At 73.2% G+C, this 17,409-nt stretch carries 18 protein-coding genes; 11 read left to right on the forward strand and 7 right to left on the reverse strand.

Features of this window, described 5'->3' with window-relative positions; translation table 11 throughout:
* Window positions 1-66 precede the first annotated feature (66 nt).
* Window positions 67-1,278, reverse strand: a complete 1,212-nt coding sequence (locus ACFVDM_RS35050; protein WP_383650287.1) for a pyridoxal phosphate-dependent aminotransferase — start codon at window positions 1,276-1,278, stop codon at window positions 67-69.
* Between the two features lie 300 nt (window positions 1,279-1,578).
* The gene (locus ACFVDM_RS35055; RefSeq protein WP_383650290.1) at window positions 1,579-2,439 is read right to left on the reverse strand and encodes an arylamine N-acetyltransferase; all 861 of its coding nucleotides are present in this window, start codon (window positions 2,437-2,439) and stop codon (window positions 1,579-1,581) included.
* A gap of 106 nt (window positions 2,440-2,545) precedes the next feature.
* Here ACFVDM_RS35055 and ACFVDM_RS35060 point away from each other — a divergent pair, with 106 nt between their 5' ends.
* The 8 genes from ACFVDM_RS35060 (at window position 2,546) to ACFVDM_RS35095 (ending at window position 9,453) form a co-directional block, all read left to right on the forward strand.
* The gene (locus tag ACFVDM_RS35060; protein WP_383650292.1) at window positions 2,546-3,451 is read left to right on the forward strand and encodes a DUF3626 domain-containing protein; all 906 of its coding nucleotides are present in this window, start codon (window positions 2,546-2,548) and stop codon (window positions 3,449-3,451) included.
* Window positions 3,452-3,483: 32 nt separating this feature from the next.
* The gene (locus ACFVDM_RS35065; protein ID WP_383650296.1) at window positions 3,484-4,353 is read left to right on the forward strand and encodes a GyrI-like domain-containing protein; all 870 of its coding nucleotides are present in this window, start codon (window positions 3,484-3,486) and stop codon (window positions 4,351-4,353) included.
* Between the two features lie 191 nt (window positions 4,354-4,544).
* On the forward strand, window positions 4,545-5,384 hold the full coding sequence (locus tag ACFVDM_RS35070; protein ID WP_383650488.1) for a CPBP family intramembrane glutamic endopeptidase: 840 nt from the start codon (window positions 4,545-4,547) through the stop codon (window positions 5,382-5,384).
* A complete protein-coding gene (locus ACFVDM_RS35075) occupies window positions 5,381-6,535 on the forward strand; it encodes a sensor histidine kinase (RefSeq protein WP_383650300.1) in 1,155 nt (384 codons plus the stop codon). Before ACFVDM_RS35070 ends, ACFVDM_RS35075 begins: the two co-directional genes overlap by 4 nt.
* A complete protein-coding gene (locus ACFVDM_RS35080; RefSeq protein ID WP_383650303.1) occupies window positions 6,532-7,203 on the forward strand; it encodes a response regulator in 672 nt (223 codons plus the stop codon). Before ACFVDM_RS35075 ends, ACFVDM_RS35080 begins: the two co-directional genes overlap by 4 nt.
* Before the next feature lie 114 nt (window positions 7,204-7,317).
* On the forward strand, window positions 7,318-8,181 hold the full coding sequence (locus ACFVDM_RS35085; RefSeq protein WP_383650308.1) for a serine protease: 864 nt from the start codon (window positions 7,318-7,320) through the stop codon (window positions 8,179-8,181).
* 133 nt (window positions 8,182-8,314) lie between these two features.
* A complete protein-coding gene (locus ACFVDM_RS35090; protein ID WP_383650311.1) occupies window positions 8,315-9,040 on the forward strand; it encodes a DUF981 domain-containing protein in 726 nt (241 codons plus the stop codon).
* A 185-nt stretch (window positions 9,041-9,225) separates the two neighbouring features.
* Entirely contained in the window at window positions 9,226-9,453 is a 228-nt protein-coding gene (locus ACFVDM_RS35095; protein ID WP_383650313.1) for a hypothetical protein, read from the forward strand.
* 16 nt (window positions 9,454-9,469) lie between these two features.
* Here the strand turns inward: ACFVDM_RS35095 and ACFVDM_RS35100 are convergent, their stop codons facing one another.
* From ACFVDM_RS35100 to ACFVDM_RS35120, 5 genes are all read right to left on the reverse strand, one after another.
* A complete protein-coding gene (locus ACFVDM_RS35100) occupies window positions 9,470-10,453 on the reverse strand; it encodes a helix-turn-helix transcriptional regulator (RefSeq protein WP_383650490.1) in 984 nt (327 codons plus the stop codon).
* A gap of 136 nt (window positions 10,454-10,589) precedes the next feature.
* Complete coding sequence (locus tag ACFVDM_RS35105; protein WP_383650315.1) at window positions 10,590-11,096, reverse strand: hypothetical protein; 507 nt, start codon at window positions 11,094-11,096, stop codon at window positions 10,590-10,592.
* Window positions 11,097-11,199: 103 nt separating this feature from the next.
* Window positions 11,200-11,739 carry a hypothetical protein gene (locus ACFVDM_RS35110; protein ID WP_383650317.1) on the reverse strand — a complete coding sequence of 180 codons (540 nt, stop codon included), beginning with the start codon at window positions 11,737-11,739 and terminating at the stop codon, window positions 11,200-11,202.
* Between the two features lie 230 nt (window positions 11,740-11,969).
* Window positions 11,970-13,595 carry an amidohydrolase family protein gene (locus ACFVDM_RS35115; RefSeq protein WP_383650319.1) on the reverse strand — a complete coding sequence of 542 codons (1,626 nt, stop codon included), beginning with the start codon at window positions 13,593-13,595 and terminating at the stop codon, window positions 11,970-11,972.
* 83 nt (window positions 13,596-13,678) lie between these two features.
* Window positions 13,679-14,986, reverse strand: a complete 1,308-nt coding sequence (locus ACFVDM_RS35120; RefSeq protein WP_383650321.1) for an amino acid deaminase — start codon at window positions 14,984-14,986, stop codon at window positions 13,679-13,681.
* Window positions 14,987-15,167: 181 nt separating this feature from the next.
* On the opposite strand from ACFVDM_RS35120, the gene ACFVDM_RS35125 reads away from it, so the two are divergent.
* Genes ACFVDM_RS35125 through ACFVDM_RS35135 form a run of 3 tightly spaced genes read left to right on the forward strand, consistent with a single transcriptional unit; the run spans window position 15,168 to window position 17,389 of the window.
* Complete coding sequence (locus ACFVDM_RS35125; protein WP_383650323.1) at window positions 15,168-16,217, forward strand: sugar kinase; 1,050 nt, start codon at window positions 15,168-15,170, stop codon at window positions 16,215-16,217.
* On the forward strand, window positions 16,214-16,972 hold the full coding sequence (locus ACFVDM_RS35130) for an IclR family transcriptional regulator (RefSeq protein ID WP_383650325.1): 759 nt from the start codon (window positions 16,214-16,216) through the stop codon (window positions 16,970-16,972). The genes ACFVDM_RS35125 and ACFVDM_RS35130 overlap by 4 nt, the downstream gene beginning before the upstream one ends.
* Before the next feature lie 6 nt (window positions 16,973-16,978).
* Window positions 16,979-17,389, forward strand: coding sequence for a RidA family protein (locus ACFVDM_RS35135; RefSeq protein WP_383650327.1), 411 nt, complete (start codon window positions 16,979-16,981; stop codon window positions 17,387-17,389).
* The last annotated feature ends 20 nt before the right edge of the window (window positions 17,390-17,409 follow it).

Consider the following 17,409-nt stretch of genomic DNA (forward strand, 5'->3'; position numbering starts at 1 on the left):
GCTTGGATTGAGTCTAAAGTTGTCCATCTTCGAGATCGACGGGGGCGGACGGGGCCGCGCCCCTCGCTACACCTGGCTGTATCCGTCGAGGAAGTGCGCGATCCGGCCGATCGCATCGGTCAGATCCTCCGTCGAGGGGAGGGTCACCACCCGGAAGTGGTCGGGCTCCGGCCAGTTGAACCCGGTGCCCTGCACCACCATGATCTTCTCGGCCCGCAGCAGGTCCAGGACCATTTGACGGTCGTCCTTGATCTTGTAGACCTTGGGGTCGAGACGCGGGAAGAGATACAGCGCCCCCTTCGGCTTCACACAGGTCACGCCCGGGATCTGCGTCAGCAGGTCGTACGCCGTGTCCCGCTGCTCCAGGATCCGGCCGCCCGGCAGCACCAGATCGGTGATCGACTGCCGTCCGCCGAGCGCGGTGGCCACCGCGTGCTGCGAGGGCATGTTGGCGCACAGCCGCATATTGGCGAGGATGGTCAGCCCCTCGATGTACGAGGAGGCGTGGGCCTTGGGACCGCAGACGGCCAGCCAGCCGGAGCGGTATCCGGCCACCCGGTAGTTCTTCGACAGCCCGTTGAAGGTGAGCACCATCAGGTCCGGGGCGATCGTCGCCGTCGGGGTGTGCGTGGCGCCGTCGTACAGGATCCGGTCGTAGATCTCGTCGGAGCAGACCACCAGGTTGTGCCGGCGGGCGATCTCCGTGAGCCCGCGCAGCAACGCGTCGTCGTACACCGCGCCCGTGGGGTTGTTGGGGTTGATGATGACGAGGGCCTTGGTGCGGTCGGTGATCTTCCGCTCGATGTCCGCCAGGTCGGGCATCCAGTCCGCCTGCTCGTCGCAGCGGTAGTGCACGGCGGTGCCGCCGGCCAGTGCGACGGAGGCCGTCCACAGCGGATAGTCCGGGGCCGGGACGAGGACCTCGTCGCCGTCGTCGAGCAGCGCCTGCATCGACATCTGGATCAGCTCGGAGACGCCGTTGCCCAGGTAGACGTCCTCGACGTCCAGGTCGATGCCCTTGGTCTGGTAGTGCTGCATGACCGCCCGGCGTGCGGACAGCAGCCCCTTCGCGTCGCCGTATCCGTGCGCCCCGGACAGATTGCGCAGGATGTCCTCAAGGATCTCGGGCGGGCACTCGAAGCCGAACGCGGCGGGGTTGCCCGTGTTCAGCTTGAGGATGCGATGACCCGCTGCTTCCAGCCGCATCGCCTCCTCGAGCACGGGGCCCCGGATTTCGTAACAGACGTTGGCGAGCTTCGTGGACTGGATCACCTGCATGTCTGCGAGCTTACGACTGTGTTTCACGGGCCGCCCGGCTTTGCCCGGCCCGTCACCCGCGCGAGGAGCGCGGCCCGGCCGCCCCGGCTTCCATCGCCATGCGCCCGCCGTCCCGGACCGTGGGAACCCCGGGCGCGGGGCGCGGCCCGGCTTGGAATGGGGTGGAGGAGGGACGTGACGGAGCGGATCGGGTGAGATGCGCCACGACGCGGGGCGGGGCCGGGCCCGGGACCGGGCCCGCGGAGGTGCCGCGGGCCCGGTGCGCGTGCTCGCGCGTGCCCGCTCGGCGGTCGCGTGCGCTCACTCCGGAAGTACGGCTCCCTCCGGCACCCGGATCCCGAAGGTGTCCGTGAGCAGGCGGACCGTCTCGGCCTCGTCCGCGAGCTTCCGCTCCTCCCGGCTGCCGTCGTTGCCCGTCACCACCAGCGTGCGGCCGGTGAGCGACAGATGGGCGTCCGGGGTGACGTGCTGGGCGTACAGCCGCTGGGAGAACGGGGAGCGCGGGTTGGTCGCGATGTGCCAGTTGATGGCCTCGAAGTCGGGCGCCTCGAACGGCTCCTCCGTGAACACGTACTGCGCCTGCCACTCCTCCGCGCCTCCCGCACCCTCCGCGCCCTCGGAGCCCTTCGCGGCCCGCAGCTCCCAGAGCGGCAGCGGCCCGTCGTGCGCCACCCGGACCAGCCGGTGGCGGCGCGGGGCGTCCGCCACCTCGGCGCCGTCGGTCAGCGGGACCGGCTCCAGCAGCGCGCCGATGCCGCCGAAACCGACGTCCGCGACGAACGGCACGGGCTCGTCCGCCGCCGTGACCAGCATCAGCATGTGCGTGCGCGGCCGGACGTCCCCCGGGCGGGCGCCCAGCACGACCCGCGCGGCCAGCAGCCGCACCCGGAAGCCGAGGGCCCGCAGCGCGGCGGCGAGCAGCGTGTTCTGCTCGTAGCAGTACCCGCCGCGGCCGCCGCGCACGAGCTTCGCCTCCAGGTCGGGCAGGGCGAGCGAGGGCACCGTGCCCCGCACCGGGTCCAGGTTCTCGAACGGGATGCCCAGCGTGTGCGCGCGGTGCACCGACCGCAGCACGGCGGCGGTGGCGGCGCGCTCCCCGGACCAGCCGATACGGGCGAGGTAGGCGTCGAGGTCGAGTCCTGCGGAGGCGTCACGAGTCATACGGAAATCCTGCCAGGAGGGTCCGACAACGCCCCGCGGGCGGGCCCCCGCCGGGACCGCGCGGAATCCGTGTGACGGCCGCGCGGCGGCATCGTAGGGTCGCCGCATGGACCGGTACACCAGGCACGATTCCGGCGACCGGGCCCTGCGGCACGTCGCCTCCCTCTCCTCGGGGGACCCGCTCGATCCCGCCCTGCGGCTGACGCTGAACCTGCACCCCGACCGCGTGTCCGCGGGCCTGCCGGTCCTGGAGGCCATGGCCCGGGACGGCGTCTACCACTCGCAGTTCGTCACCGGCACCAGCAACGGCGGTCTCACCGCGCACCCGGGCGGCGACCGCTGGCTGTGGGAGAGCCGCATCTTCGGCGGCGCCTACGACGAGGCCCCCGCCGAACAGCGGCCGGTGTACGGGGCGTTGAACTTCCGGCGCTCGCCCGTCGGGGCCGCGCCCCGCTTCGGCTCCGCCCATCTGCGGCTCACCGGCGAGACCCTGCACCGCGCCACCTTCTGCTATCCCGACAGCGCCGCCGAACCGTCCGACTTCGGCGTCGCGGCCGGGACGCATCTGATCGCCCTGGCCGAGGCCGACGACCAGGACGCGCTGGACGACTACATCGAGGCCCAGGTGCACGGTCCGGTGCTGCTGGACCGCGATGTCGAGGCCCTGGTCCTCGACCCCTGCTACCGGGGCACCGCGGTCGAGACGGCCGCCCGCGCCCTGCCCTTCCGTACCGAATGGCACGCCGGATTCCGGCTCACCGTGGAGCGGCTGCGCGGGCACGGCGGCTACCGGGGCGAGGAGTTCGTCGTCCTCGGCGAGAGGATCGCCGAGGACGGGGTCCTCGATCCGCGGATCATCGGGGACGCCGCCCGGACCGGCCGCCACGACCTCCAGGCGCTCAAGCGGGTCTGGCACCTGCTGGCCCGGTTCGGCGCGCCGCCCCTGCCCGGCGGCCGCACCCGACCGGACCGGGCACAGGATGTCGGGCCCGGCACCCCCGCCCTTTCCTAGCGTGGTCGGCGTAAGGAAAGAAGGAGACTGGAGTGCTGGAACAGCTGAATCTGGCCATGGACCACATCGAGGAGCGGCTGACCGGTGAGGTCGACGTGGCCGAACTGGCGGCGATCGCGACGACGTCCGAGTACCACCTGCGGCGGATGTTCTCGGCCCTGGCCGGGCTGCCGCTGTCGGAGTACGTCCGACGCCGGCGGCTGACGCTCGCGGGTGCCGAGGTGCTGGCCGGTGAGCGGACGCTGCTGGACGTGGCCGTGCGGTACGGATACGGCTCGGGCGAGGCGTTCGCCCGCGCGTTCCGGGCCATGCACGGCATCGGTCCGGGCGAGGCCCGGCGCACCGGCGCCGCGCTCAGCTCCCAGCCCCGGATGTCCTTCCGTCTCGTCGTCGAAGGGACCAGCAGCATGCGATACCGGATCGTGGAGAAGGAGGAGTTCCGTGTGGTGGGCAGGAAGGCGCGTGTTCCCCTGGTGCACCAGGGGGTGAACCCGGCCATCGCCGAGTTCATCAGAGGGCTCGGCCGGGACACGGTGGAGCGCATCGCCGCCCTGTCCGACCAGGAGCCTGAGGGCATCGTCGCGGTCAGCGACGATCTCGACCCGAGCCGGGCGGAGGGCACCGAACTGGACTACTACCACGCCGTGGTGAGCTCGGCGCCCGCGCCCGAGGACATGGACGTGCTCACCGTCCCGGCGGGCACCTGGGCGGTGTTCGACAACGAGGGTGCCTTTCCGCAGGCCCTCCAGCTCCTCTGGCGGGACGTGTTCACGGAGTGGTTCCCGTCCAACCCGTACCGCAGCCGCCCCGGCCCGGAGATCCTGAGCGTCCGCCTCTCGCCCGACGGGGCCGAAGCGCGGGCGCAGTTGTGGATCCCGGTGGAGCGCGCCGCCGCCGGCTGACGGGCCGTCCGTCCCAGGTGGCGGCCGCCGTCCCCCGTGAGAGCTACGCGCAGGTGTCCACCGCGCGGTGACGCTCTCCGTTCGCCGGATCCGTAGCGTCGGAGCGAAGCCGCGGAAGAGGTCCGGGGCTCCGGAACGAGGGGGACGGCATGAGGACCGCAGAGGGACGGACGAAGGCCGCACGGGGACGCGTGGGCGTCGTGTGGCAACTGCTGACGGTGGTCGCGGTCTGGGCGGCGGGCGGTCTGACCGTCCAGGCCGTGGGCGGGAATCCCTGGCTCGCGCTGGTGACCGGGACCGTGACCGCCGTCCTCTCGGTGGTCGCCTACCGGTGGATCGTGGGGCGCACCGAGCGCCGGCCCGTCACGGAGCTGTCCGGCGACGGCGCCGCGCGGACCACGGCGCTCGGCACCCTGCTGGGCGCGGGCCTGTTCGCCGCCGTCGTCGTGAACCTGGCGTTCCTCGGGGACTACCGGGTGGACGGCATCGGTTCGGTCTCCGGCGCGGTGGGGCTGGTGGGCTTCATGGCGGCCGCCGCCGTGACGGAGGAGGTGGTCTTCCGCGGAGTGCTGTTCCGGGTGGTGGAGGAACGGCTCGGGACCTGGGCCGCACTGGCCCTGACCGGTGCGGTGTTCGGGCTCATGCATCTGTCCAACCCGCACGCCGACCTCTGGGGCGCCTTCACCGTCGCGGTCGAGGGGGGCGGGATGCTCGCCGCCGCGTACGCCGCGACGGGACGGCTGTGGCTGCCCATCGGTCTGCACTTCGGCTGGAACTTCGCGGGGGCCGGGATCTTCGGTGCCGAGGTCTCGGGCAACGGCTCCTCCGACGGCCTGCTGGACGCCTCGACCTCCGGCCCCGATCTGCTCACCGGCGGCTCCTTCGGCCCCGAAGGCAGCGTCTACGCCCTCCTGTTCACCGTGCTGGTGACGCTCGTCCTGCTGCGGATCGCCCACCGGCGCGGCCGGATCGTGCCCCGGCGGGGGCGGCGTGCGGAGGCGTCCGGGGCGCGCACTACGGTCGCCCCGTGACCCTTCCCCGTACCCTCCCGGCGTTCTGGCAGCGGCTGGACGTCACGGTCCGCGACCTCCCGCTCGGACTGCTCCTCGCGGTCATGTCGTACCTCCCGGGCCTCCAGCACCGGGGGACGGAGCTGGGCGGGCTGCCGGGGCGCTCCTTCGACGCCCTGACCGCGCTCGCCGTCGCCCTCCAGTGCCTGCCGCTGGCGGTGCGGCGGCGGCTGCCGGCGGTCTGCCTGGCCCTGGTGACGCTCGGCTTCGCCGTGGACCAGCTGCGCGGCTACCACCTGATCGCGGGCATCGCGCTGCCCGTCGCGCTGCTGAGCGCGGGCTCCCATCTGGAGCGGCACCGGCGCACCACCGTGCTGGTCTTCACCACGGCGTACGCGGCGCTGGCGGTGGCGCTCTCGGCGGCCGGCCCCGGCGAGACCCCCGTCGGCTACGCCGGGTTCCTGTCGGCGCTGGCCCTCGCCTGGGGCGCCGGAACGTGGCTGCGGCACACCCGCGCCCTGGAGGCCGAGCACCGCCGCCGGGTCGCCGAGGACACGCTGTTGTCCGAACGCACGCGAATCGCCCGGGAGTTGCACGACATCGTGACCCACCATGTGACGGCGATGGTCGTGCAGGCCGAGGCCGCCCGCTATCTGACCGCCGCCCCCGACCGGCTCGACCGGACCCTGGAGACCGTGGGCGACACGGGCCGCCGGGCCATCGCGGATCTGCGGCAGCTGCTGGACCTGCTCAGCCCCGGGGAGGGCGGCGGGCCGAGGACCCCGGCAGTCGGCCGGATCCGCACGCTGGTGGAGCGGACCCGCGACTCCGGCCAGCCGGTGGAGTTCACGGAGGAGGGCACCCCCGCCGCCGCGACCGGCAGCGCGGAGCTGGTGGCCTACCGTGTGGTGCAGGAGGCGCTGACCAACGCGCTCAAGTACGCGCACGGCAGCCGCACTTCGGTGCGGGTCCGGCACACGGGGAGCGAGATCACGGTGGAAGTGGGCACGGACGGGTCCGGGACCCGGGCCCCGGTCGCGGGCGGCAGCGGACGCGGGCTCGCGGGGCTGCGGGAGCGGGTCGGCGTCCTGGGCGGCGACTTCGCCGCGGCCCCGAGCGGCGACGGCGGATTCCTCGTCACCGCCCGGATACCCGCCGGGAGCACCTCGTGACCGAGCCCGCTCCCGCCCCCGTTCGCGTCCTGGTCTGCGACGACCAGGTCCTCGTCCGCACCGGACTGGCCACGATCATCGACGCCCAGCCGGACCTGGAGGTCGCCGGGGAGTGCGGCGACGGGCGGACGGCGGTCGAGATGGCCCGCCGGCTCCGGCCGGACGTCGTCGTGATGGACATCCGCATGCCGGTCCTCGACGGCATCGAGGCCACCCGCCTGCTGGCCGGGGCCGGGGTGGCGGACCCCGTGAAGGTGCTCGTGGTGACCACCTTCAACCTGGACGCCTACGTGTACGAGGCGCTGCGCGCCGGGGCCAGCGGCTTCCTGCTGAAGGACGCGCCGCCGGCCCAGCTGCTGCACGGGATCAGGACCGTGCGCACGGGTCAGGCGCTGCTGGACCCGGAGGTGACCCGGGCGCTGGTCGGGCGGTACGCCGCACGGATCCGGCCCTCCGACGCCGGCCCGGAGGTCACCGCGCTGACCCCGCGCGAGCGGGAGGTGCTGCGGCTGATCGCGGACGGCCTCTCCAATGGCGAGATCGCGGCGGCCCTGGTGATCAGCCCGGAGACGGTGAAGACCTTCGTCTCGCGGATCCTCGCCAAACTCGGCCTGCGCGACCGCGTGCAGGCGGTCGTGTACGCGTACCGCCAGGGGCTGGTGTCCTGAATTCGCTCCTTGTGGCGATCCCCCGTGTGCGTAACCATGCGCATGTCAAACCGGAAGAACTTCGGTTGCAGAGGCCCCACACGCTCTGCACAGGTCACTTGAGGGGACCCCCACATGAAAAAGCCTCTCGTCGGTGCGCTCTTCACGGTGCTGCTCCTCGGCGCCGGCACCCTGCCCGCGGTCGCGGCCACCGGCCAGGACGCGCCGACGCCCCGGGCGGACGTCCGGGCGAAGGTCAAGCCCAAGGCGGTGAACTTCGCCGGGACCGTCGCGCTCAGCAACTGCTCCGGATCGGTCGTGCGCACCCCCGACTCCCAGCCGGGCGACCCCGCCCTCGTCCTCTCCAACGGGCACTGCCTGGAGACCGGGTTCCCCGGACCGGGCGAGGTCGTGTTCAACCAGCCCTCCACCCGGTCCTTCACCCTGCTCAACGCCTCCGGCAGCGGTGTGGGCACCCTGCGGGCGAGCAAGGTCGCGTACGGCACGATGACCGACACCGACATCTCGGTGTACCAGCTCACCTCCACGTACGCCCAGATCGAGAGCACCTACGGCATCAAGGCACTGGAACTCAACACCGCGCACCCGGTCCAGGGCACCGCCATCACCGTCGTCTCCGGGTACTGGAAGCGCACCTACAGCTGCAACGTCGACGGCTTCGTGTACCGGCTGAAGGAGGGGGCGTGGACCTGGAAGGACTCGGTCCGTTACACCTCCGCCTGCCAGACCATCGGCGGCACCTCCGGGTCCCCCGTCGTCGACAACGCCACCGGCAAGGTCGTCGCCGTGAACAACACGGGCAACGAGGACGGCCAGCAGTGCACGGACAACAACCCGTGCGAGGTCGACGAGAACGGTCAGGTGACCGTCCGCGAGGGCATCAACTACGCCCAGGAGACCTACGGCATCGCCGCGTGCATCGGCACCGGCAACGTCTTCGACCTGAACCGCACGGGGTGTGTCCTGCCCAAGCCGTGACGGCCGGACCGCTCACCCCGGGGCGGAGGGGTGCCCCGCCCCGGGGCGCGCGGCGGTGACGCGGGTGACCCGGACAGCTCAAACAGCCTGCTCAATGGGCGTTATGGGCGAAATGCGGCTATAGGCTCCGCGCATGATCAGCCATGCCCTTCCCCTGGCGGCGTCCGGTCTGAAGATCGACTGGACCAAGATGCCGACGTACAACACGATCATGTCCGTCGCCGCGGGCGCCGGACTCCTGCTGGTGGTGGCGCTCGGGTACCAGCTCCTCGACTCCCGGCGCACCGTCACCCCCGAAGGCTGGGCCCTGGCGTTCGGTGCGATCGGCTTCACCCTCGTCACCACCGGCCTGCACATGACCCTGACCTGGCCGCTGGCCGGACAGGGCTTCCCCTTCGACAACGTCATCTTCGGCGAACCGGCCCTCGCCTTCGGCGTCTTCCTCCTCGCCGCGGGCTTCTACCTCTGGAAGCAGGGAGCCGTCGTCGCCGGCGACGCCGACCGCGTCGCGCGGACGGCCCGGATCGCCGGCCCCATCTCGGTCTTCGTCTTCGGCCTCGGGCTCGCCTGCTTCGGGATCGCCGCGGCCGGCTGGAAGTACACGCTCTTCGCGGCACCCCCCGAGGAGCCCATCTCCGGCGAGTTCGCGGACATGCCGATGCTGGAGGCCAGCTTCATGTCCGGGCTGTACGTCCTCGTCGGCATCGGCGCCCTCCTCTTCCCGTTCGCGCTGCGCCGGCCCCGGACCTGGATGAGCCCCGTCATCGGCGTCGTCTGGGCACTGGCCGGCCTGGCTTTCCTGTTCTTCGGCGGGCTCAACTACTTCACCCACATCGGACTCATCGTCAACACGATGTGAGCCGTCCCGCGCCGCGCCAGGGCCCGTGCTGGCAGCATGCTGCCGCCGGCTGGCAGCTGACTGCCGCACGGCGCGGCCCCGGCGGCCCCCGCCGGCTGCCAGACTCGGCCGCGACGCTCCGGGCGCACCGCCCGGAGCGAGCGACGGACCTCCGCGGGGGCCGCGGAACGGGGGAGCAGCGCGAGATGAACGACGACAGGAACCGCAGGGGGGCCCGCACCGGGGGACGGGCGCGGCGTACGGTCTTCGGCGCGCTGGCCGCCGCATGCCTGGCGGCGGCCGTCGCCGGCGCCGGAGGGCTCGCCCCGTCCGACACCGCGCCGGAGGGCACGCGCATCGCGGCGGTGGGCTTCGACCCCCGTGTCTGCGACGTGAAGTGCGTGGCCAACGGCTGGCAGCGGGACGACCGGTAGGCCGGGGGCGGGCGGTTCAGATCCAGCCGCGCTCACGGGCGAGCAGTGCCGCGTGGGCGCGGTTCTCCGCGCCCAGGATCTGGAACAGGTCGGAGACATGGCGCCGGTACGTGCGCAGGGACACCCCCAGCTTGCGGGCCCCCGCCTCGTCCTTGGCGACGGTGCACATCGCTTCGAGGACCCGCAACTGGAGCGGTGTGACCCCGACCGCGGCGTCCTGCGGCGTCTGCCCGGCGGCGGTCTCGAAGTCCTCCGCCGCCTCCCAGAGCCGTTCGAAGTTGTTGATGATCGTCGTGACGATGCCGCGTTCGCGCGAACAGAGCGCGCCCATGGCGGTGTCCGAGGGGTCGATCGGTACCAGCGCGGTGTGCCGGTCGTAGATCAGGATCAGCTCGTCCAGGCCGTCCAGGACCCGGATCCGCGCCCCCGCCGCGTTCAGCTCGCGCAGATAGGACAGCGTGAGCGGGTCCGCGAGCGCCGAGGCCCGGACCAGATTGCGGATCACCACGCCCCGGCGCAGGCACCTCATGTCGAGCGGGCGCGCGTGGGCGATGTTCTCCGGTGTCAGGGCGTCGTAGGGCTCAGCCGACTGGACCTCCGAGCGGGCGAAGAAGGAGAGCTCGTCGAGACGGGTGCGGATGTCCGCGATCTCGGTGAGGCGCTCGGTCGGGCCGTCCGCCGCCCCGGACTCCCGGGCCGGGGACTCGCCGGCCAGCGAGTCGATGACCGGTTGCAACCGGGAGAGCATGCGGATGCTCTCGTACAGTTCCTCGAGGCGCTGCTCGGCCAGGCGCCCCACGACGGCCTCCGGGGAGTGGGCCCACACCCGCCCGCCCTCCTCCTTGAGCAGCCGCAGCTCGCGGAAGCGGCGCAGCGCGCCCTCGGTCTCCTCGGGCGCGCACCGCAACAGGATGTGCACGTCGTCCAGTTCGGCGCCCGGGTTGCGCAGGAGATGCCGGTAGACGTCCTCCTCGGCCTCCGTCAGCCCCAGTATCTGCATGGTGTGCGCGAACAACGCCGACGCCCCTCCCCCGTGAGCCGCGCTCCGGTGGGGCCGCGCGGTCCGGGGGAGTGTAGAGCGCGAGCGCTCGGACGGTAAAGGGGCGCCCGTGCAGGGGAGTTGAGCAGGGGCGCCGCTACGCGTCCGGGTGCGCGGCGAGCACGGTCAGCGACCAGCGGACGCCCTCGGGGGCGTCGACCGACAGCCCGTACTCCTCGTCGCTCAGCACGCCCGCCTCGAACTGGTTCCTCGACTCGGTGACGGCCGGCCACTGGTCGCCGCACGGTACGTCGAAGGTCGGCTCGGGCGTCATCGCGACGGTCACGGAGCCCTTGCCCCGGCAGTCGACGTAGATCCAGTGCTCCCGCCCGCCGTCGGCCCGGAACGAGCCCAGGTCCTTCTTCCCGGTGCCCGGCCGGGCGGTGAGCACGACCCGGCACGGCTCGGGGTCGCTCTCCCCGCACGGTCCGGAGCGCGGCACCCCCACCTCGGTGGCGGGGGCCGGTGGCTTCGACGCACCGGCGCGCGCCGCCGTCCGAGGGCCGGGGTCCGCGCCGCATCCGGCGGCCAGCAGCAGGGCGCCGCAGGCGAGCAGCGCGCCCACCGGGCGGGCCGGTGGCGCGAACCGTCGTGTTCCCCGCATGGTTCCTTCTCTTCTCGTCCGCATCGGTACTCCGCCTCACTTCGGGGACGGGTGCCGGCCGGCCGCACGGGAAACGGCCGGCCGGCACCCGGGATCAGATGCGTCAGCGGGAGACGACGGTGAACTTCCACCCGTTCTCGTGGGTGGGGGCCCAGGCGCTGTAGCCGCTCGCCAGGGTCGTCGTGGAGCAGTTGCCGTTCACCCGGTAGTAGCGCCAGTTGAACTTCTTGCCGAACGAGCCGTAGCGGGACTGGAGGTACTTGCCGGACGGGATGTTCTTGGTCACCTTGTGCCCGACCGTGATGGAGGAGGTCTTGGTGACGGAGGCGCCGGTGGTGACCTTGGCCTGGGCGATCACCCCGCCGACGCTCGCCTCACCGCTGACGGAGAAGGAGTACTTCAGCGATCCGCTCTTCTTGACGGACACGGTGACCTTCCCCGGGCCCTTGCCGTCCTTGAACCGTGCCGAGGCGATCGAGTGGTGGACGGTCTTGACCGAGGTGACCGAGTAGTTGCGCTCGGTGGGGCAGCCGGTGGCGACCCGGCCGGTGGCGGCCGCGGGGGTCGCCGCGAGCAGGCCGCCCAGCAGGACGACCCCCGTTCCCACGGCGGTGGCGCGAGCGGTGAACTGTCGGGTGGACATGGTGGACTCCTCGTCCTCGGCGCGCGGAGCGCGCTCGGGCTCATCGTGGAAGACCCGCTCCCATGGGCCGGCTGTGTGCCGTCGTCCCCGGCGGGCAGCGCCAACGATGGCAGGACGCGAAGGGCGGCGGGCCGCTCCTGACGTGCACCAAGTGGCCATGGACTGGCAGCATCCTGTCGCCCCGTCAGGAAGCCGGAGGCCCTCCTCGGGCGTCGTCGGGCGTCCCGTGCTCAGCCCCGCCTCCGCCCCGCCCCCCGGACCGCCCGCCCCGCCAGGGCCTGGGTGCGCTGGCCGTCCTCGATGACGAAGCGGCCGTCGACGAGGACGTGGGGGATGCCGGTGGGCGGGGTGCGCGGGGCGTCGAAGGTGGAGCCGGCGGCCACCGTGTCCGGATCGAAGAGGACGAGGTCGGCCCGGTAGCCCTCGCGGACGTGTCCGCGGTCGGGCAGGCGCAGCCGGGCGGCCGGGCGGGAGGTGAGGTGGGCGACGCACTCCTCCAGGGACAGGACGCCCAGCTCCCGTACGTACCGGCCCAGGTACTCGGGGAAGGTGCCGTAGGCGCGCGGGTGCGGTTTGGCGCCCTGGAGGATGCCGTCGCTGCCGCCGGTGTGGACGCGGTGGCGCATGATCCGGCGGACGTTCTCCTCGTGGCCCACGTGCTGGAGGATCGTGGTCCCGAGCCGGTCGCCGAGGAGCAGCCGGCGCGCGGTCGTCCAGGGCTCCTCGCCGCGCAGCCGGGCCGACGCGGCGACCGTGCGGCCGACCTCGCCGGCGAGCGCCGGATCGCTGACGCCGGAGATCTCGATGGTGTCCCACTCGATGGGCACCCCGTGGCAGCCGTCCGAGCCCACCACCTCCAGGTCGTGGCGGATGCGTGCGGCGGTCTCCTCGTCGGCCAGGCGGGTCAGGACGGCCCCGGGCCCGCCCTCGCCCGCCCAGCTCGGCAGCATCGCGACCAGGGTCGTGGAGCCGGGGGTGTACGGGTAGGTGTCGAGGGAGATGTCGGCGCCCTCGTCCAGGGCCCGGTCCAGGAGCGCGAGGAGTTCCGGCGCGCGGCCCTCGTTCACCCCGAAGTTCATCGTGGCGTGGGCGAGGTGCAGGGCGCAGCCCGCGGCGCGGGTGAGCCGCACCATCTCCTCGTACGCCTCCAGCGCCCCGGCGCCGTACGAGCGGTGGTGCGGGCAGTAGTAGCCGCCGTAGGAGGCCACCACCCGGCACAGGGCGGTGAGTTCGGCGTCGTCCGCGTACATGCCGGGGGTGTAGGTCAGCCCGGAGGACATGCCGACGGCGCCCTCGGCCATGCCCCGGGCGACCAGCTCCCGCATCCGGTCCAGTTCGGCGGCGGTGGCCGGGCGGTCCTCCCAGCCGAGCGCGTACATCCGGACCGTGCCCTGCGGGATCAGATAGGCGGCGTTGACGGCGATGCCCTGCCCGCCGAAGTTGCGGTCCAGACGGTCGAGGTACTCGCCGACGGTGGACCAGTCGAAGTCGATGTCGTCGCCGTCGCCGTTCCAGCCGGTGATGGCGCGCCGCACCTCGGCGCGGGTGCGGTCGTCGACGGGGGCGTACGACAGGCCGTCCTGGCCGAGGACTTCGAGGGTGACGCCCTGGGCCGCCTTGGCGCTGTGGTCGGGGTCGCGCAGCAGCGCCAGGTCGCTGTGGGCGTGCATGTCGACGAAGCCGGGGGAGAGCACGAGCCCGGAGGCGTCCAGGACGCGGGGCGCCGACGGTCGGGGGCCGGGCGCGTCCGCGCGGTGGATCTCCGCGATCCGGCCGCCGGCCAGGGCCACGTCGGCGCGGTAGGAGGGGGTGGCGGTGCCGTCGACGACGCGGGCGTCGCGGATGACCAGGTCCATGGGGTGCCTTTCGGCGGGTCCGGGGCGGCCGGGGCGGTGCCTTCGGACCCGCCCCGGGCCCGGACCCGGGCTCGTCGATGGGCTCAGAAGTACGTGCGGACGTAGTCCGTGACGGTGCCGTCCGCCTCCACCAGCGGGATCAGCTGCCACTTGTCGAAGCTGGTGCAGGGATGCGACAGGCCCAGGCCCACCCAGTCCCCGACCTCCAGCTCCGCCCCGGCCCCGGTCCGCAGCCAGGTGTGCTGGTCGGACAGGCCGGTGACCTCGATGTCCGTGGCCGGCCGCTCCGAGCCGTCCCGCCCGGACCGTACGACCTGCGCCTCGGGCAGGTCCAGGTCGTGCGCCGCGTCGCGCTTGCCCGCGTTCAGGAAGGCCTGGCCGGCGTCGGGACGGGAGACGACCTGGGCCCAGAGCCGGAACGCCGGCCGGAGCGCGCCCTCGTCGGGGACCCGGTTGAACGGCGTGAGCCGGCGGTAGTGCCCGTCGTCGTGCGAGACGTACGCCCCCGAGCGCAGCAGCTTCAGCACCGGGCGCGAGAGCGCGGGGATCCCGGCGAACACGTCCGCGACCGCGTCGAACCAGGCGCTGCCGCCCGCGCTGACGACGACCGGCTCGTCCTCGCCCAGTTCGGCGAAGCGCCCCGCCGCGTCGAACTCCGCGGCCAGCGCGACCAGCCGGCCGAGCCACGCCCGCACCCGCTCGCCGGTGGCCTGCGGGACCTCGCCCTCGTACCCGGCCACCCCCACCAGGCGCAGCGTCCCGGCCGCCGCCACCGCGTCCGCCACGGCCGCGCAGCCGGCCTCGGTGCGGACGCCGGTGCGGGCCCCCTCGCCCGCGCCCAGCTCCACGACGACGTCCACGGGGCGGGAGGCGCCCGCCGCGCGCAGCGCCTCGTCCATCAGCTCCACGCCGCGCACCGAGTCGACGTAGCAGACGAACGTGAAGTCCGGATCGGCGTCCAGCTCACCGGCGAGCCAGCGCAGTGCGGCCGCGTCGACCAGTTCGTTGGCGAGGAAGATCCGGCGGACCCCGAACGCCCGGCAGACGCGCGCCTGGTGCGGGACGGCCACGGTGATGCCCCAGGCGCCGTGCTCCAGCTGGCGGGCGAAGAGCCCCGGGGCCATCGAGGTCTTGCCGTGCGGGGCGAACGCGAGGCCGTGGCGCTCGGCGTACGTCTCCAGCAGCGTGAGGTTGTGCGCGACCGACTCGGCCGACAGCGCGAGCACCGGGGTGGTGAACCCGCCCGTGAACAGGTTCCGCCGCTCGGCGGCGAGCGCGCCGACGGTCAGCCCTGCGGCGTCGGGCGGCAGCCCCTTGAACCGGTGGTCGACCGGCTCGTCCGCGAGCCCGGCGAGTCCGGGCCGTCCGGTCACGGGGTGCTCGACAGCCATGGGGCCTCCTCGGCCGAAGTGGGTCCTGCGCGGATCCCGTACGGGCGGTGCCCCGCCCGTACGAGGGGATTGCAGCATATGCAATGCCCATTGCGTATATCGCTCAGGGCTGTCTAACATCCGAGCCGATACCCGGTCAATGCCACGACCGGTGGAGCCCGCCCGACCCCGAGGAGCCCGCGTGCCCGGAACCCCGGCCAGGACCGACGCCGCCACGGCCCCCGACGTCGTGTGCCTCGGCGAGTCCATGGTGACGTTCCTGCCCTCGCGACCGGGCCGCCTCGCCGACGTCCCCTCCTTCGGGCGCGGGATCGGCGGCGCCGAGTCCAACGTCGCCTGCGCGCTCGCCGCGGCCGGGCACCGCGCCGCCTGGGTCAGCCGGGTCGGCGCCGACGGCTTCGGCGACCACCTCGTCGACACCGTCGCCGGCTACGGGGTCGACACCTCCGCCGTGGAGCGCGACCCCGCCCGGCCCACCGGCATCTACTTCCGCACCGCGACGGACCGCGCCACGGACGTCCACGAGGTGGCCTACTACCGGGCCGGCTCCGCCGCCTCCGCCATGTCCCCGGACAACGTCCCCCGGGCGGCGCTGTCCGCCGGCCGGATCCTGCACCTGTCCGGCATCACCGCCGCGCTCTCCGACAGCTGCCTGGACCTGCTGCGCGCGCTGACCGCCCCGCGCCCCGGCCGCCCGCTCGTCTCCTTCGACGTCAACCACCGGCCCGGACTGTGGCGCGGCCACACCCGCTCGCCCGGGGTCCTGCTGGAGCTGGCCCGCCGCGCCGACCTCGTCTTCGTCGGCGAGGACGAGGCCGAGGAGGCCTGGGGCCTGCACGGCACGGCGGCCCTGTGCGCCGCGCTCCCCGAACCGTCCGTGCTCGTCGTCAAGCACGGTGCCGAGGGCGCCACGGTCGTCTCCCGCGCCGACGGCGGCGAGACCGTGACCCATGTCCCCGCCCTGCGGGTCGACGTCGTCGCCCCCGTCGGCGCCGGTGACGCCTTCGCCGCCGGCTTCCTCTCCGCCACCCTGCGCGGACTGCCCGACCGCGAGCGGGCCCGGCACGGCCATCTGATGGCCGCCGCCGTCCTCACCGTCCCCGGCGACCTCACCGACCCGCCCGCCCGCCACCGCGCCGACCGGCTGGCCGCCCTCGACGACGCCGCCTGGGGGAGACTGCGTCTCGGCCCCGGGTGGACGGGGGACGACCAGGAGGTACGTACGCCATGAGCCAGACCGTCGACCGGGCGCTGAGCATCCTGCCCCTGCTCGCCCAGGGGCCCGCCGACCTCGGACAGGTCGCCGACCGGCTCGGCGTCCACAAGTCCACCGCCCTGCGGCTGCTGCGCACCCTCCACGACCACGGGCTCGTCTACCGCCAGGACGACCAGCGCTACCGCCTCGGCGCCCGCCTCTTCGCCCTCGCCCAGGAGGCCGTCGAGAACCTCGACGTACGGGAGATCGCCCACCCGCACCTCGTCGCCCTCAACGCGGACTGCGGACACACCGTCCACCTCGCCGTGTACGAGGAGAACGAGGTCCTCTACATCGACAAGGTCGAGAGCCGCTACCCCGTACGGATGTACTCGCGCATCGGCAAACCCGTCGCGATCACCGTCGCCGCCGTCGCCAAACTGCTCCTGGCCGACCTCTCCGAACCGGAGCGGCGGGCCGTGGCCGAACGGCTCGACTACCCCATGTACACGTCCCGTTCGACCCCCGGTCCCGGCGCCTTCCTCAAGGAGCTGGCCACCGTGCGCGAACAGGGATGGGCCACCGACCTCGGCGGCCACGAGGAGTCCATCAACTGCGTGGGCGCCCCCGTCCGCGGCGCCGACGGGCGCGTCGTCGCCGCGATGTCGGTCTCCGCGCCGAACGTGGTCGTCACGGCCGAGGAACTCCTCACCCTGCTCCCCCTGGTCCGGCGCACCGCCGACACCATCAGCCGGGAGTACTCCGGCACCACCCGACCCAAGAGAGTCTGATCAGCGATGACCGACAAGACCGCCCTCACCCCGAGCACCCACACCACGCCGCCGGCGAAGTTCTCGCACGGCGTGCGGAAGGGGAACATCCTCCAGGTCGCCGGCCAGGTCGGCTTCCTGCCCGCCGTCGAGGGCCAGGCCCCGACCCCGGCCGGCCCCACCCTGCGCGAGCAGACCCTCCAGACCTTCGCCAACGTCAAGGCGATCCTGGAGGAGGGCGGCGCGAGCTGGGACGACGTGATGATGATGCGCGTCTACCTCACCGACGTGGACCACTTCGCCGAGATGAACGAGATCTACAACGCCTACTTCGCCGAGCAGGACCTGACGCAGGCCCCGGCCGCCCGCACGACGGTCTACGTCGGCCTGCCCAAGGGCCTGCTCATCGAGATCGACGCCCTCGCGGTCCTCGGCTGACCCGCACCGGACGGACCCGG

Origin of the sequence: Streptomyces sp. NPDC057682 (assembly GCF_042799575.1) — a bacterium.
GTDB lineage: Bacteria > Actinomycetota > Actinomycetes > Streptomycetales > Streptomycetaceae > Streptomyces.

Excerpts from the sequence above, each read along its gene's own strand:
- ACFVDM_RS35050 (WP_383650287.1), bottom strand. The coding sequence starts at position 1,278 with ATGCAGGTGATCCAGTCCACGAAGCTCGCCAACGTCTGTTACGAAATC.
- ACFVDM_RS35055 (WP_383650290.1), bottom strand. The coding sequence starts at position 2,439 with ATGACTCGTGACGCCTCCGCAGGACTCGACCTCGACGCCTACCTCGCC.
- ACFVDM_RS35060 (WP_383650292.1), top strand. The coding sequence starts at position 2,546 with ATGGACCGGTACACCAGGCACGATTCCGGCGACCGGGCCCTGCGGCAC.
- ACFVDM_RS35085 (WP_383650308.1), top strand. The coding sequence starts at position 7,318 with ATGAAAAAGCCTCTCGTCGGTGCGCTCTTCACGGTGCTGCTCCTCGGC.
- ACFVDM_RS35090 (WP_383650311.1), top strand. The coding sequence starts at position 8,315 with ATGATCAGCCATGCCCTTCCCCTGGCGGCGTCCGGTCTGAAGATCGAC.
- ACFVDM_RS35095 (WP_383650313.1), top strand. The coding sequence starts at position 9,226 with ATGAACGACGACAGGAACCGCAGGGGGGCCCGCACCGGGGGACGGGCG.
- ACFVDM_RS35100 (WP_383650490.1), bottom strand. The coding sequence starts at position 10,453 with ATGCAGATACTGGGGCTGACGGAGGCCGAGGAGGACGTCTACCGGCAT.
- ACFVDM_RS35105 (WP_383650315.1), bottom strand. The coding sequence starts at position 11,096 with ATGCGGGGAACACGACGGTTCGCGCCACCGGCCCGCCCGGTGGGCGCG.
- ACFVDM_RS35110 (WP_383650317.1), bottom strand. The coding sequence starts at position 11,739 with ATGTCCACCCGACAGTTCACCGCTCGCGCCACCGCCGTGGGAACGGGG.
- ACFVDM_RS35115 (WP_383650319.1), bottom strand. The coding sequence starts at position 13,595 with ATGGACCTGGTCATCCGCGACGCCCGCGTCGTCGACGGCACCGCCACC.
- ACFVDM_RS35120 (WP_383650321.1), bottom strand. The coding sequence starts at position 14,986 with ATGGCTGTCGAGCACCCCGTGACCGGACGGCCCGGACTCGCCGGGCTC.
- ACFVDM_RS35130 (WP_383650325.1), top strand. The coding sequence starts at position 16,214 with ATGAGCCAGACCGTCGACCGGGCGCTGAGCATCCTGCCCCTGCTCGCC.
- ACFVDM_RS35135 (WP_383650327.1), top strand. The coding sequence starts at position 16,979 with ATGACCGACAAGACCGCCCTCACCCCGAGCACCCACACCACGCCGCCG.